At 68.3% G+C, this 12357-nt stretch carries 12 protein-coding genes and 2 pseudogenes; 8 read left to right on the forward strand and 6 right to left on the reverse strand.

The features are described 5' to 3' along the window. Together AC1DKD_RS31975 and AC1DKD_RS31980 are read right to left on the reverse strand one after the other, a co-directional pair. Positions 1–451 (reverse strand): annotated as a pseudogene (locus AC1DKD_RS31975) (acetate/propionate family kinase); the annotation flags it as partial. 35 nt (positions 452–486) lie between these two features. Next, positions 487–1428, reverse strand: a complete 942-nt coding sequence (locus AC1DKD_RS31980; RefSeq protein WP_441626527.1) for a phosphate acetyltransferase — start codon at positions 1426–1428, stop codon at positions 487–489. 270 nt (positions 1429–1698) lie between these two features. Between AC1DKD_RS31980 and AC1DKD_RS31985 the strand changes: the two genes are divergently transcribed. From AC1DKD_RS31985 to AC1DKD_RS32000, 4 genes are all read left to right on the forward strand, one after another. Next, the gene (locus tag AC1DKD_RS31985; RefSeq protein ID WP_441626525.1) at positions 1699–4143 is read left to right on the forward strand and encodes a DUF3141 domain-containing protein; all 2445 of its coding nucleotides are present in this window, start codon (positions 1699–1701) and stop codon (positions 4141–4143) included. 42 nt (positions 4144–4185) lie between these two features. Next, positions 4186–4965 carry an enoyl-ACP reductase FabI gene (gene fabI / locus AC1DKD_RS31990; protein WP_441626523.1) on the forward strand — a complete coding sequence of 260 codons (780 nt, stop codon included), beginning with the start codon at positions 4186–4188 and terminating at the stop codon, positions 4963–4965. A gap of 124 nt (positions 4966–5089) precedes the next feature. After that, a complete protein-coding gene (locus AC1DKD_RS31995; protein WP_441626521.1) occupies positions 5090–5332 on the forward strand; it encodes an RNA recognition motif domain-containing protein in 243 nt (80 codons plus the stop codon). Between the two features lie 95 nt (positions 5333–5427). Further along, positions 5428–6222: a TOBE domain-containing protein gene (locus tag AC1DKD_RS32000; protein ID WP_441626519.1), complete on the forward strand. Its 795-nt coding sequence runs from the start codon at positions 5428–5430 to the stop codon at positions 6220–6222. Between the two features lie 12 nt (positions 6223–6234). Here AC1DKD_RS32000 and AC1DKD_RS32005 read toward each other — a convergent pair whose 3' ends face one another. Continuing rightward, positions 6235–6726 (reverse strand): GNAT family N-acetyltransferase, encoded by a 492-nt coding sequence (locus AC1DKD_RS32005; protein WP_441626517.1) that lies wholly within the window; start codon positions 6724–6726, stop codon positions 6235–6237. A gap of 97 nt (positions 6727–6823) precedes the next feature. Between AC1DKD_RS32005 and AC1DKD_RS32010 the strand changes: the two are divergent. From AC1DKD_RS32010 to AC1DKD_RS32020, 3 genes and pseudogenes are all read left to right on the forward strand, one after another. Further along, a pseudogene (locus AC1DKD_RS32010) lies at positions 6824–6958 on the forward strand (SAM-dependent methyltransferase); the annotation flags it as partial. A 38-nt stretch (positions 6959–6996) separates the two neighbouring features. Beyond that, positions 6997–7596 carry a LysE/ArgO family amino acid transporter gene (locus AC1DKD_RS32015; RefSeq protein WP_477144147.1) on the forward strand — a complete coding sequence of 200 codons (600 nt, stop codon included), beginning with the start codon at positions 6997–6999 and terminating at the stop codon, positions 7594–7596. A gap of 32 nt (positions 7597–7628) precedes the next feature. Further along, a complete protein-coding gene (locus tag AC1DKD_RS32020; RefSeq protein WP_441626513.1) occupies positions 7629–8153 on the forward strand; it encodes a class IV adenylate cyclase in 525 nt (174 codons plus the stop codon). Between the two features lie 18 nt (positions 8154–8171). On the opposite strand, the gene AC1DKD_RS32025 is transcribed toward AC1DKD_RS32020, so the two are convergent. The 3 genes from AC1DKD_RS32025 to modA form a co-directional block, all read right to left on the reverse strand. Then, positions 8172–8894, reverse strand: a complete 723-nt coding sequence (locus AC1DKD_RS32025) for an ATP-binding cassette domain-containing protein (protein WP_441626511.1) — start codon at positions 8892–8894, stop codon at positions 8172–8174. 7 nt (positions 8895–8901) lie between these two features. Continuing rightward, the gene (gene modB, locus AC1DKD_RS32030; protein ID WP_441626577.1) at positions 8902–9573 is read right to left on the reverse strand and encodes a molybdate ABC transporter permease subunit; all 672 of its coding nucleotides are present in this window, start codon (positions 9571–9573) and stop codon (positions 8902–8904) included. Between the two features lie 88 nt (positions 9574–9661). Further along, on the reverse strand, positions 9662–10477 hold the full coding sequence (modA, locus tag AC1DKD_RS32035) for a molybdate ABC transporter substrate-binding protein (RefSeq protein WP_441626574.1): 816 nt from the start codon (positions 10475–10477) through the stop codon (positions 9662–9664). Between the two features lie 244 nt (positions 10478–10721). On the opposite strand from modA, the gene AC1DKD_RS32040 reads away from it, so the two are divergent. Next, positions 10722–12357 (forward strand): bifunctional 2',3'-cyclic-nucleotide 2'-phosphodiesterase/3'-nucleotidase (locus AC1DKD_RS32040; protein ID WP_477144148.1); only part of this gene is annotated, 1636 nt, incomplete at its 3' end.

Raw genomic sequence — 12357 nt, forward strand, 5'->3', positions numbered from 1 at the left:
GCGCGGCGGCGCGCACCGCGCGGATCGCCGTCAGGTTGTGCGGTTGATGCAGCGGCGCCAGCGRCACCAGCGCTTCGAGCTTGCCGATCACTTCGTCATCGATCTTCACCGCCGCGGAAAAATCCGCGCCGCCGTGGACCACGCGATGGCCGATCGCCACTGGCGGCGCGTCGCGCAGGCCGATGCTGAGCACCAGCCGGATCAGGCGGAAGGCCGCGTCGTGATCGGCGACCTGGTCCACCGGGAAGCGTTCGTCGGCTACCACGCGGCCGTCCGCCATCTTCGCGGTCAGGCGGGGCGAGACGCCGATGCCTTCGATCTGCCCGTGCGCGCTGAGCACCGGGTTGATGTCGGTGTTGGCGTGCGCGGCATCGGGCACCGCATAGACGGAGACCTTGACGCTCGACGAGCCGGCGTTGACGACCAGGATGGTGGGGTGGGTGACACTCACGCGGGCATCTCCTGTGCAAAGGAATGGTTGGACGCTCAGATCGCCGTGGGCGTCCCGACGGTGCGGCGCGCATGCGCCAGCAGCACGGCAATCGCGCAACTGGCGATGCGCGCGCGCACGGTGTCGGCGCGGCTGGTGAGGATGATCGGCACGCGCGCGCCCAGCACGATGCCGGCCGCCTCGGCGCCGGCCAGGAAGGTGAGCTGCTTGGCCAGCATATTGCCGGCTTCGAGATCGGGCACCAGCAGGATGTCGGGGTCGCCCGCCACCTCGGAGACGATGCCCTTGGTAACGGCGGCTTCGCGGCTGATGGCATTGTCGAAGGCCAGCGGGCCATCGAGGATGCCGCCTTCGATCTGGCCGCGCCGGCTCATCATGCACAGCGCGGCAGCGTCGATGGTGGAGGGGATCTTGTCGGTCACGGTTTCCACCGCCGACAGGATCGCCACCTTGGGCCGCTCGATGTCCAGCACGCGCAGCAGGTCGATCGCGTTGCGGCAGATATCGGCCTTGTCGTTGAGGTTGGGAAAGATATTGACCGCGGCGTCGGTGATGAACAGCGGCTTGTGATAGGTCGGCACGTCCATCGCAAAGACATGCGAGAGGCGGCGGCCGGTCCGCAGCCCCGTTGCCGCGGCGGTGACTTCCTGCAGCAGTTCGTCGGTGTGCAGGCTGCCCTTCATCAGCAGCTCCGCCTCGCCGGCGCGTATTGCCGCGACGGCGCGCGCGGCGGCGGCGTGGCTGTGTGGCGCGTCGATCAGCACGGCGTCGCCCAGGTCCAGCGCGTTGGCGTCAGCTACCTGGCGGATGCGGGCCTGGGGCCCGACCAGCAGCGGCACGATCAGGCCGAGGCGCGCGGCCTCCAGCGCGCCGCCGAGCGACGAGGCGTCGCAGGGATGCGCCACCGCGGTGGGAATGGCTGGCAGGTCTTGGCAGCGGGACAGCAGGACGGCGTACTTGTCGAGAGTCTGGGTCATCGGCTTTCCAGTGCGTCGGGTTGCGGTGCAGCGGCGCGGCGGACATGCTGCGTCGCGCAAAAACAAAGCCAAGTATAGGCCATGTTTCCGGCAGCACGGTGACAGCTGCGTCGCGGCTTGTGTTGGGTCATGGCACTACCGATCCGCCCATGCAGCGGGTTGTCAAGCTGGGTGAGGACTGGTAGATTGCGTCGTGCTGCATGGCAGCAATTCCATGCCGCCGCGCTGGAATTGCCTGCCTCCAACGCCACACCGAAGAGGGGAAGCCGAGTGAACGCACGTGTACCCGCCACCCAATCCGGCACCGCTGCCGCCGGCCAGTTGCCGTCCGCCAGCGACATGCCGCCGCTCTTGTCCGATGCGTTTTCCTACACGCTCGATGCCTGGCAGCGCGCCATCCTGTTGCTCGATATCCTGCGCGAGCGCGGCAACCAGACTTTCGAGCACGAACGCGAAGGCATGCCGCCGGTGCTGGTCTTCGAGCACGAGGTGGTGATCGACGGGCGCACGCTGGAGCAGCCCGCCAACTACGCCTTGCTGCGCATCCTGCCGCCGCCGGGCATGGCCACCGACGACACCAAGCGGCCCTTCGTGGTGATCGACCCGCGCGCCGGACATGGTCCCGGCATCGGTGGCTTCAAGATCGACAGCGAGATCGGCATCGCGCTGCGCAGCGGCCATCCCTGCTACTTTGTCACCTTTTTCCCCGTGCCATGCCCCGGCCAGACCATCGAATGCGTGGCGCGCGCGGAGGCCCTGTTCCTGCTCACCGTGGCCGAGCGCCACCCGCGGGCGCAGGGCAAGCCGTTCGTGATCGGCAACTGCCAGGGCGGCTGGGCACTGATGATGCTCGCGGCCGCCGCGCCCGACCTGGTCGGGCCGATCCTGCTGGCGGGGTCGCCGCTGGCCTACTGGTCCGGCGTGCGCGGGCGCAACCCGATGCGCTATAGCGGTGGCCTGCTGGGCGGTTCGTGGCTGTCGTCCTTTACCGCCGATCTGGGCAACGGCCGTTTCGACGGGGCGTGGCTGGTACAGAATTTCGAGCAGCTCAATCCGTCCAACACCTACTGGAAAAAGCTCTACGACGTCTACGCGCGGGTCGATACCGAGCGCGAGCGCTTCCTGGAGTTCGAGCGCTGGTGGGGCGGCCACTTCCTGCTCAACCGCGCCGAGATCGACTGGATCGTGCAGAACCTGTTCGTCGGCAATCATCTCACCGCCGGCGAGGTGCGCAGCGCGGACGGCAGCGTCGCGGTGGACCTGCGCAATGTGCGCTCGCCCATCGTGGTCTTTGCCTCCTGGGGAGACAACATCACGCCGCCGCAGCAGGCGCTGAACTGGATTCCCGATCTCTACGCCAGCGTCGACGAGATCGTCGCCAACGACCAGGTCATCGTCTACTGCCTGCACGAGAAGGTCGGGCATCTCGGCATCTTCGTCTCGGCCGGCGTGGCCAACCGCGAGCACACGGAGCTGTTCTCCGCGCTCGACCTGATCGATGTGCTGCCGCCCGGCCTGTACGAAGCGCGCATCGAGGACATCGCGCCCGGCACCTCGCACCTGGATCTGATCGAAGGGCGCTACCTGATGCGCTTCGAGCGCCGTACCATCGACGATATCCTGGCGCTGGACGATGGGCGCGACGACGAGCGCCCCTTCGAGGTGGTGCGGCGCGTGGCCGAGATCAACCAGCGCCTCTACGACACGTTCGCCTCGCCGGCGATGCAGGCCATGTCCAACGAACTGGGCGCGTACACCATGCGGCAGATGCATCCGGCCCGTCTCGAGCGCTCGCTGGTGTCGGACGCGAATCCGTGGATGGCGTGGCTCGCCGCCTTCGCCCCGGCGGTGCGCGAGGCTCGGCAGCCGGTGGCGCCGGACAATCCCTTCGTCACGCTGGAGCGTGCGGTCTCCGACACCATCGTGCGCACGCTCGACGCCTGGCGCGACCAGCGCGATGCCCTTTACGAGCAGACCTTCGAAGCGCTCTACCAGTCGCCGTGGCTCTCCGCGCTGGTCGGCTTCTCGCCGGGCGCCGAAAAGCGCGGCCCGCCGCCGCTGAGCGCGGCGCTGCGACAGGAACTGGCCGCGCGGCGCATCCATGAGGCGGAAGCCGGGATTGCGCAGGGCACTGCGCTGGACGCCTTCATGCGCATCCTGGCCTATGTGGCGGACGAAAACGCCAGTATCGAGGAGCGTCCGTTCAACCTCATGCGGCAGATGGCGCGCGAGCACCTGCAGCAGCAACCGGACATTGCCACGGTCAAGGCCGCGGTCAGGCGGCAGAGCTTTATCGTCGGCCTCGATGCCGGGCGCGCGGTGGCCGCGTTGCCGCTCCTGGTGCCGGACAGCACGCAGCGCCATCGCATCATGATGGCGATCCACCGCATCCTTACCGTAGCCGGACCGCTCGATGGCGGCCGCCTGGCACGCTATCGCGAGGTGGCGAGCGTGATGGGCACCGACCATACGCTGCGRCAGGCGGCGGCGGAGGCCGCGCCCGCCGTGGCGCCCGTTGCTTCCCCGGTTTCTCCGGCTTTGCCGCTTGCGCCGGAGGATCCGGCAGCAGTCGCAGCCCCGCGCGCGGTGCGCAAGCCGGCATCGCCCGAGGCCGCGGCACGTGCGCGCAAGGCAAGCGCCGGCGCGGCCGGCGCCGCCAGGCCGGCAAGAACCGTCAAGGCCTTGCCGCGGCGCGGCGGCAAAAAGGGAAGTTAAGCCAGCGCCGGTGGCGCGCATTGACTGAGAGCGAGGGACATCATGGTGCAAGTACCCAATCCTCCATTGCTGGGCGCGCGCGTGCTGGTGGTCGGCGTGGCCAATGCCGAGTCCATCGCGTGGGGCTGCGCGCGGGCTTTTCGCGAACTGGGCGCCGAACTGGCGATCACCTATCTCAACGACAAGGCCTATCCGCATGTGGCGCCGCTTGCCGAAGCGGTGGGCGCGACGATCCTGATGCCGCTCGACGTGGAGGTCGCCGCGCAGGAGCAGGCACTGTTCGAGCGCATCGCGCAGCAATGGGGCCGGCTTGACGCGATGGTGCACTCGATCGCCTTCGCGCCCAAGGCCGACCTGCAGGGCGGATTGCTGAACTCGTCCGCAGACGGCTTCGCGCGCGCCATGGATGTGTCCTGCCATTCCTTCGTGCGCCTGGCCCGGCGCGCGGCGCCGCTGATGAGCGCGGGCGGCAGCCTGTTCGCGATGAGCTACGAGGGCGCCAACCGGGTGGTGCCCAACTACAACCTGATGGGGCCGGTCAAGGCCGCGCTAGAGGCTTCGTGCCGCTACCTGGCGCACGAACTGGGTCCGCGCGGCATTCGCGTGCACGCCATCTCGCCGGGACCGCTAAAGACCCGCGCTGCATCCGGTCTCAAGGATTTCGGGCAATTGCTGGCGGACGCCGCGGGCCGGGCCCCGGTGGGCGAGCTGGTCGACATCATGGATGTGGGCTTTGCCACCGCCTACCTCGCCACGCCCTACGCGCGGCGGATTTCCGGCAACACGGTCTACGTCGACGGCGGCGTGCACATCATGGGCTGAGGCGCCGGCCGGACCAATGCCCCGTGGGCTGGCCACGACCTGCCACGGGCCGCCTACAATGAGCTAAACAACGGAGGCCTGTGCCGCCCGCCACGTGCGCGCTGCCTCATATCTGGAGCCAGACATGAAGGTACTCATCCGGGGCCTCCACCGCGATGTGACCGAACAGATGCTGCGCGACAAGCTGGCGCCCTACGCGCCGGTCAAGTCCGTGGAGCTGGTGCGCGAGGGCGATCCGGATCATCCGTGGGCCTGGGTCAACCTGGATGTCGATCCCTTTACCGCGTGGCGCCTGCTGCGCCAGCTCGATCGCCAGTATTTCGCCGGCAGCATGATGCGCTGGTACATCCCCGCCCACCAGGGCTGACGCAGAACGCCGCCTGGCGCCGCCCGCGGGCCTTTGCATTAAGATTAGCGGCTTCTGCCACTCTGCTGCGCTCCCACGGGGTAGCGCTCTCCCGCATGCTCGAACTCGACGGTGCGATCTGGTTCCGCTCAGGCTCCCAGGACTGGGGTGGCCGCGAGCGTATCGCCCTGCTGGCCGCGATCGGCGAGCATGGCTCGATCACGGCGGCGGCCAAGGCGGTCGGCCTGAGCTACAAGGCCGCCTGGGACGCCATCGACGCGATGAACAACAGCGCCGGCGAGCCGCTGGTGGTGCGCGCAGCCGGTGGCAAGGGCGGTGGCGGCACGGTGCTCACGGAGCGCGCCGCCAGCCTGATCCGCACCTACCGCGCGCTGGAGCAGGAGCACCAGCGCTTTATCGCCCACCTTGGCCACCTCGGCGAGACCGCGCAGGATGACCTGCACCTGATGCGGCGCTTCATGGTCAGGACGAGTGCCCGCAACAAGCTGTTCGGCACCGTCGCGGCGATCCGCGGCGGTGCCGTCAACGACGAGGTCACGCTGGCGCTCGCGGGCGGCCAGCAGGTGGTTGCCACCATCACCCATGAGAGCGTGGAGACGCTGGGCCTCGCGCCAGGCATCGAAGCCTTTGCCCTGATCAAGGCTTCATCGGTCCTGCTCGGGCTGCCCGACCCCACGCTGCGGCTGTCGGCGCGCAACCAGTTGCCGGGCGCGGTGAGCCGGGTGCTGCCTGGCGCCGTCAATGCCGAGGTGGCGCTTGAACTGGACGGCGGCGGCACCGTGGTGGCCGTCGTCACCAACGAGAGCGTTAGCGCGCTGGGGCTGTCCGATGGCAGCCGCGCGCTTGCCATCTTCAAGGCGTCGAGCGTGATTCTCGGCATCATGGGCTGAGCCCTGCGCGCGTCAGGCGGGATCCAGCGGCTTGCTCAGCAGTACTGTGGTGAAGCCGCTGTGCCAGCTTTCGTCGGGGTAGAATTCCACCTCGGCATAGCCGTGGCGCTGGTAGAAGGCACGGCTCCCCACGTTGAATGCATCCGTCTCGAGCCTGGCCTGCCGATGACCCGCCGCTGCCATCGCGGCTTCCGCGTGCGCCAGCAGCGCGCTGCCCAGTCCGCGTGCCTGCCAGCGTGGCGACACATGCAGCGCCCAGACGAAGTCGTTCTCCCAGTCCACCATGCCGGCCACCGTGCCGTCCACGCAGGCGAGGTGGAACCCTGCCAGCCGGCTACGGACATAATCGCCGATCTTGTCGCCCTGGGCGAAGCGCATTGCCGCCTCGGGCGTGAGCTGCGGCTGCCACGTGGTGAGATAGGTTTCGGTGAGGATGGTGGCGACGGCCAGGGCATCGGACGGGCCGGCGCGCCGGATCTGCGGGCTTGAGGATGGTGTGTGCATGCCCGCAAGGATAGCCGGGCTGCCGCGTGAAGACCACGCGGCAGCCAGCCGACGCAAGAAAACCAGAAACATCAAAAGCACAATAAACAAACCAACGATGCACAGGAATCTGCACGAAGCAAACCGGTTGCCGTGGAATACCTCCTCGGTAGCCCACAACAGCCACAAGGGCGCCCAGGCGGCCTTCTTCCGCGCCGGCGGATGCACGCAGTTCCCGGAGGAAATGACGCTGCCGATGTCGGGCCTGGTGGCCGCTGCGAGGGGTTGAGCATGGACGCTGCCATTGCGGGGTTTAGCCTCGGCCTGTCGCTGATCCTTGCCATCGGTTCGCAGAATGCCTTCGTGCTGCGCCAGGGCCTGCGCCGCGAGCATGTATTCTGGGTTTGCCTGGTGTGCGCCATGTCCGATGCCGCGCTGATCCTGATGGGCGTGTCGGGGTTTTCGGTGCTGATGCGCAAGCTGCCCYGGCTGGGCGACGCCATGCGCTACGGCGGCGCGGCTTTCCTGCTGTGGTACGGCGCGCGCAGTTTCTGGACGGCGTGGCGTACGTCCGGCGTACTCGCGCCCAGCGAAGCCGAGCCCAGGCCGCTGGCTGCCACGCTGGCGGTATGCCTGGCGCTGACCTGGCTCAACCCCCATGTCTACCTCGACACGGTGATGCTGATCGGTTCCGTATCGACCCAGTTCGCGGGCCACACGCAAGCCTTCGCGGCGGGCGCCGTGGTGGCCTCCTTCCTCTTCTTCTTCGCGCTCGGCTATGGCGCGGCCTTGCTCCGGCCGGTGTTCGCCAGACCATCCGCATGGCGCGTGCTGGAGATTGTCATCGGCATTACCATGTGGGTGATTGCCGCCAGGCTGCTGTTGTCCTGAGCGGCATACAGCGCCCGTACCGGAAATACCGCATGCCGAGAAACATAGAGATCAAAGCGCATATCGCCAGCCTGGAGGCGCTGGTGCCCCTGGTGGCGCCGCTGGCCGACCATGGCCCCGAGCTGATCTTGCAGGACGATACCTTTTTTGCCTGTCCCAACGGCCGGCTCAAGCTGCGTGCCTTCCCGTCCGGCGAGGGCCAGCTGATCTTCTACGCGCGTGCCGACCAGGCCGGGCCGAAGGAGAGCCACTACATCATTTCGCCGGCCGCCGAGCCTGACACCCTGCGCGCGGCGCTGGCCGCGGCCTGGGGCGAGAACGGGCGCGTGCGCAAGGCCCGCGCCTTGTTCCTGGTGGGCCGCACGCGGGTGCATCTGGACCGCGTGGAGGGGCTGGGGGATTTTCTGGAACTGGAGGTGGTGCTGGCGGACGGGGAACCCGCCGAAGCCGGCGTGGCCGAGGCACATGCGCTGCTGGGCAAGCTGGGCGTCGCACAAGGGCAATTGATCGAGACGGCCTACGTGGATCTGCTGCGCGCGGCCGCCGCGGGGAACTAGCCGCGCGCGCCGGCGCGTTCAGACGACGTGCGCGGAAGCCGGCGCGTACACCTGCGGATGCCCCTTGACCGGGGCCGCACCGAAGATCCGGCCTTCGCGCACTTCCAGCACGTGGTCGCCGAGCGCTTCCACGTCGTCGGGGTCGTGCGAGATCACCAGCATCGGTACTTCCAGGTTGGCCTGCAGCGCGCGCAGCTCGGCGCGCATGCGCACGCGCAGCGCCGGGTCCAGCGCGGAGAAGGGTTCATCCAGCAGCACGATATCCGGCTGCGCCACCAGCGCGCGCGCCAGCGCGGCACGCTGCTTCTGGCCACCGGAGATTTCGCCGGGGTAGTTGTCCGTAATCGCGCCCAGGCCGAAGGCATCGATCCAGCGCCGGGCTTCCGGGTGGCTGGCACCGCGGCGCGGGTTGCGCCAGCCGCGCGCCAGCCCGAAGGCGATGTTCTGCGCGACAGTCAGATGCGGGAACAGGGCGTAGTCCTGGAACAGATAGGCCACGCGCCGCTCCTGCGGGCGCACATTGATGCGTGCCTCGCTGTCGAACAGCGTGCGGCCGTTCAGTACGATGCGGCCGCTGTCCGGTGTCAGCAACCCGGCGATGGCCCGCAGCGTCAGGCTCTTGCCGGCGCCCGAGGGCCCGAACAGGGCGATGCGCCGGCTGTCCGAGTCAAACGCGATATCCAGCGCGAAATGGCGGTCCGCTGAACCGAGCTGCTTGCGTACGGTGACTTGCATGGTCATGGCGGATCTACCGGAACGCCTTGCGCGTGGGCGGCACCAGCCGGCCGGCAGCCACCAGCAGCACCACGCAGGTGACAGAGGTGACCAGCACCAGCAGGTTGGCGGTGTTGTCGTCGCCGGCCTGCACGGCCTCGTAGATGGCAACGGACAAGGTCTGCGTGCGGCCGGGCAGGTTGCCCGCCACCATCAGCGTCGCGCCGAATTCTCCCAGCGCGCGGGCGAAGGCCAGCAGCACCCCGGCAATGATGCCGCGCGATGCCAGCGGCAAGGTCACGCGAAAGAAGATGCCGGCCTCCGGCGTGCCGAGCACGCGCGCGGCGTCTTCAAGCTGGGCGTCCACGCCTTCGAAGGCGGCGCGCGCCGACTTCAGCACCAGCGGGAACGCCACGATGGTGGAGGCCACCACCGCGCCTTGCCAGGTAAAGACCAGTTCGATGCCGAGCCGTCCGAGCCATTCGCCGAAGACGCCACGGCGCCCGACCAGCACCAGCAGGTAGTAGCCGAGCACGGTGGGCGGCAGCACCAGCGGCAGCGTCAGCAGGGCGTCCACCACGTCGCGCGCGGCCGATTGCCAGCGCGACAGCGCAAACGCCGCGCCCACGCCGAGCACGGCATTGAGCACCGTCGCCCAGCCTGCCACCTTCAGCGACAGCGAGAGCGGTACCCAGACAGCTTCCAGGGTGGTCATCGGGATTGACGCCCGCCGGCGAGGCCGGGCAGGCGGTGCAGTGAGTTCGGGTTGACGGCGGCGCGCGAGGGTTCAGGGTTCAAGGCTTGAGGAATCCGTACTTGGCCAGCACCGCCTGGCCTTCCGGCGACAGCACATAGCTGAGGAACGCCGCGGCTTCCGCTGGCTGCTTCGAATTCGCAGTGACGGCGATCGGATAGGTCACCGGCTGGCGCGTCGCCACCCGCAGCGCCACCTTGACCTTCTCCGGCATGATGGCCGCATCGGTGGCGAACACGAAGCCGGCATCCACCTCGCCGCGCGCCACGTAGTCCAGGCTCTGGCGCACGTTCTGCGCCATCACGCCCTTGGCCGACACGGCATCCCACACGCCGGCCGCTTCCAGTGCGCCCTTGGTATAGCGGCCCACCGGCACCGATGCCGGGTTGCCGAAAGCCACCCGCTTGAATTCGGGGCGGCCCAGGTCCTGCAGCTTGCTGACTTCCAGCTTGCTGTCCGCCGGCAGGATCAGCGCGAGCTGGTTGGCGGCGAAATCGCGGCGCGAGGCGGGCTGCACCACGCGCTCGGTCACGGCCTTGTTCATCGCGTCCTGGTCGGCCGAGGCAAACACGTCGGCCGGCGCGCCATTGACGATCTGCTGCATCAATACGTCGGAAGCGCCGAAATTGAGCACCACCTTGGTCTGCGGGTGGGCGCGTTCGTAGGATTCCGCGAGCGACTTGAAGGCATTGGTCAGGCTGGCCGCGGCGGATACCACCAGGTCGGCGCCGAAGGCGGCGGGCGCGGACAGCGCCAGCGTGGCGGACAGCAGCAGGCCGGCCGCCAGCGAGGCGGTGCGGCGGGCGCCGCGCGGGAGGCGGGACTGGGCAGGCAGCGGGGTGGCGGGCAGTTGCATGGGCATGGTGGTGGCGACGGTTGGATAGCAGGCCAGGCAGGCAAATGCCGCCTGCCAAAAGCGCAATATATGACGGTATATAACGCGGCGTCAATGACACGTTCTGTCAGGACTGGGCATCGTGAATGGTTCGCTCCGGTCCGCGCCCGCCGTCACAGCGGCGTAATGCGCGCGTCACTCTGCTGCCATTTGCGCTCGGGACAATGTCCGGCTCCAGGCACAACAAGAAAGAAGGGAGCCACAAATGACCAGCAGTCCGACCGTCGCCACGCGAGCGTGTGCCGTCATCGCTTCGTCCCGGATCTCCGGTGTCTCCAGGCTTTCCGCCATAGCCGCCGCCGTGGCCGCCACCGCGCTGCTGGCCGCCTGCGGCTCCGACGATAGCCCCGCCGGCACGGGCGCCACGCCGCAGGGCGGCAGCGTCACGGCTGGCACCAAGGCCACGCTGGCCCTGCTGGAAACCACCGACCTGCACACCAATGTGCGCAGCTACGACTACTTCAAGCTGGCCGAGGACAAATCTTTCGGCTTCGAGCGCGTGGCGACCCTGATCAAGCAGGCCCGCACCGAATTTCCCAACACGCTGCTGCTGGACAATGGCGACACCATCCAGGGCACGGCGCTGGCGGACTACCAGGCCCAGGTCAACCCGCTCAAGTGCGGCGACACGCTGGCCATGTACAAGGTGATGAACGCCGCGAAGTTCGACGGCGGCGGCATCGGCAACCACGAATTCAACTACGGGCTGGGCTACCTGAACCAGGTCACGGGCAACCGCTTCAACGTCGACGGCTTGCCGGACCCGACCGTGCAGACGCCGTGCGCCGGCCCGGCCTTCCCGCAGGTGCTGRCCAACGTGTACAGCGTGCGCACGCGCGCGCCGCTGTTCCAGCCTTACACCATCATCACCCGCCAGATCACCGCCACGGGCCCCGACGGCAAGGCCGTCACGGTGCCGGTCAAGGTCGGCATCATCGGCTTCGCGCCGCCGGCCATCATGAGCTGGGACAAGCGCTGGCTCGACGGCAAGGTCTACACCGAAGGCGTGAAGGAAACCGCCGAGAAGTTCGTGCCCGAGATGCGCGCCAAGGGCGCCGACCTGGTGGTGGTGATCTCCCACGGCGGGCTCGATGCCTCCGCCTACTCACCCGCGATGGAGAACGGCAGCTGGCATCTTGCCAGGGTAGCCGGCGTAGACGCCATGCTGATCGGCCACTCGCACCAGGTCTTCCCGGACGCCACCAGCACGGTGGCGCAGTTCAACCTGCCCGGCGTGGACAAGGTGCGCGGCACCGTCAACGGCGTGCCCACCGTGATGGCCGACTACTGGGGCCGCCGCCTTGGCGTGATCAAGCTGCAGCTGGCGCATGACGGCACCCGCTGGGTGGTCGACAAGAGCGCCACCACGGCGGAGGCGCGCTCGATCCAGAACGCCGACAAGAGCTATGTGGCGCCCGATGCCACCGTGGCGGCGGCGGTCGAGGCCGAGCACCAGGCCACCATCGCCTACGTGAAGACGCCGATCGGCACCACCGACTACCGCATGAGCACGTACTTCGCCGACGTGGGCGATCCCGGCGCGATCCAGATCGTCAACCAGGCGCAGGCCGCCTACGTGAAGGACTATATCGCCGCCAACCTGCCGGCGCTGGCCTCGCTGCCGGTGCTGTCGGTGTCGGCGCCGTTCAAGAGCGGCTTCGGCGGCGGCAATGACTTCACGGACGTGCAGTCCGGCAACCTCGCCATCAACAATGCCGCGGATCTCTACCTCTACCCCAACACCATCTACGCGGTGAAGGTCAGCGGCACCGGTGTCAAGGCCTGGCTGGAGACGGCTGCCAAGCGCTTCAACCAGATCGACCCGGCGAAGACGGCGGACC

The organism is Cupriavidus sp. 05T313 (assembly GCF_056396665.1).

Excerpts from the sequence above, each read along its gene's own strand:
- AC1DKD_RS31980 (WP_441626527.1), bottom strand. The coding sequence starts at position 1,428 with ATGACCCAGACTCTCGACAAGTACGCCGTCCTGCTGTCCCGCTGCCAA.
- fabI (WP_441626523.1), top strand. The coding sequence starts at position 4,186 with ATGGTGCAAGTACCCAATCCTCCATTGCTGGGCGCGCGCGTGCTGGTG.
- AC1DKD_RS31995 (WP_441626521.1), top strand. The coding sequence starts at position 5,090 with ATGAAGGTACTCATCCGGGGCCTCCACCGCGATGTGACCGAACAGATG.
- AC1DKD_RS32000 (WP_441626519.1), top strand. The coding sequence starts at position 5,428 with ATGCTCGAACTCGACGGTGCGATCTGGTTCCGCTCAGGCTCCCAGGAC.
- AC1DKD_RS32005 (WP_441626517.1), bottom strand. The coding sequence starts at position 6,726 with ATGCACACACCATCCTCAAGCCCGCAGATCCGGCGCGCCGGCCCGTCC.
- AC1DKD_RS32020 (WP_441626513.1), top strand. The coding sequence starts at position 7,629 with ATGCCGAGAAACATAGAGATCAAAGCGCATATCGCCAGCCTGGAGGCG.
- AC1DKD_RS32025 (WP_441626511.1), bottom strand. The coding sequence starts at position 8,894 with ATGACCATGCAAGTCACCGTACGCAAGCAGCTCGGTTCAGCGGACCGC.
- modA (WP_441626574.1), bottom strand. The coding sequence starts at position 10,477 with ATGCAACTGCCCGCCACCCCGCTGCCTGCCCAGTCCCGCCTCCCGCGC.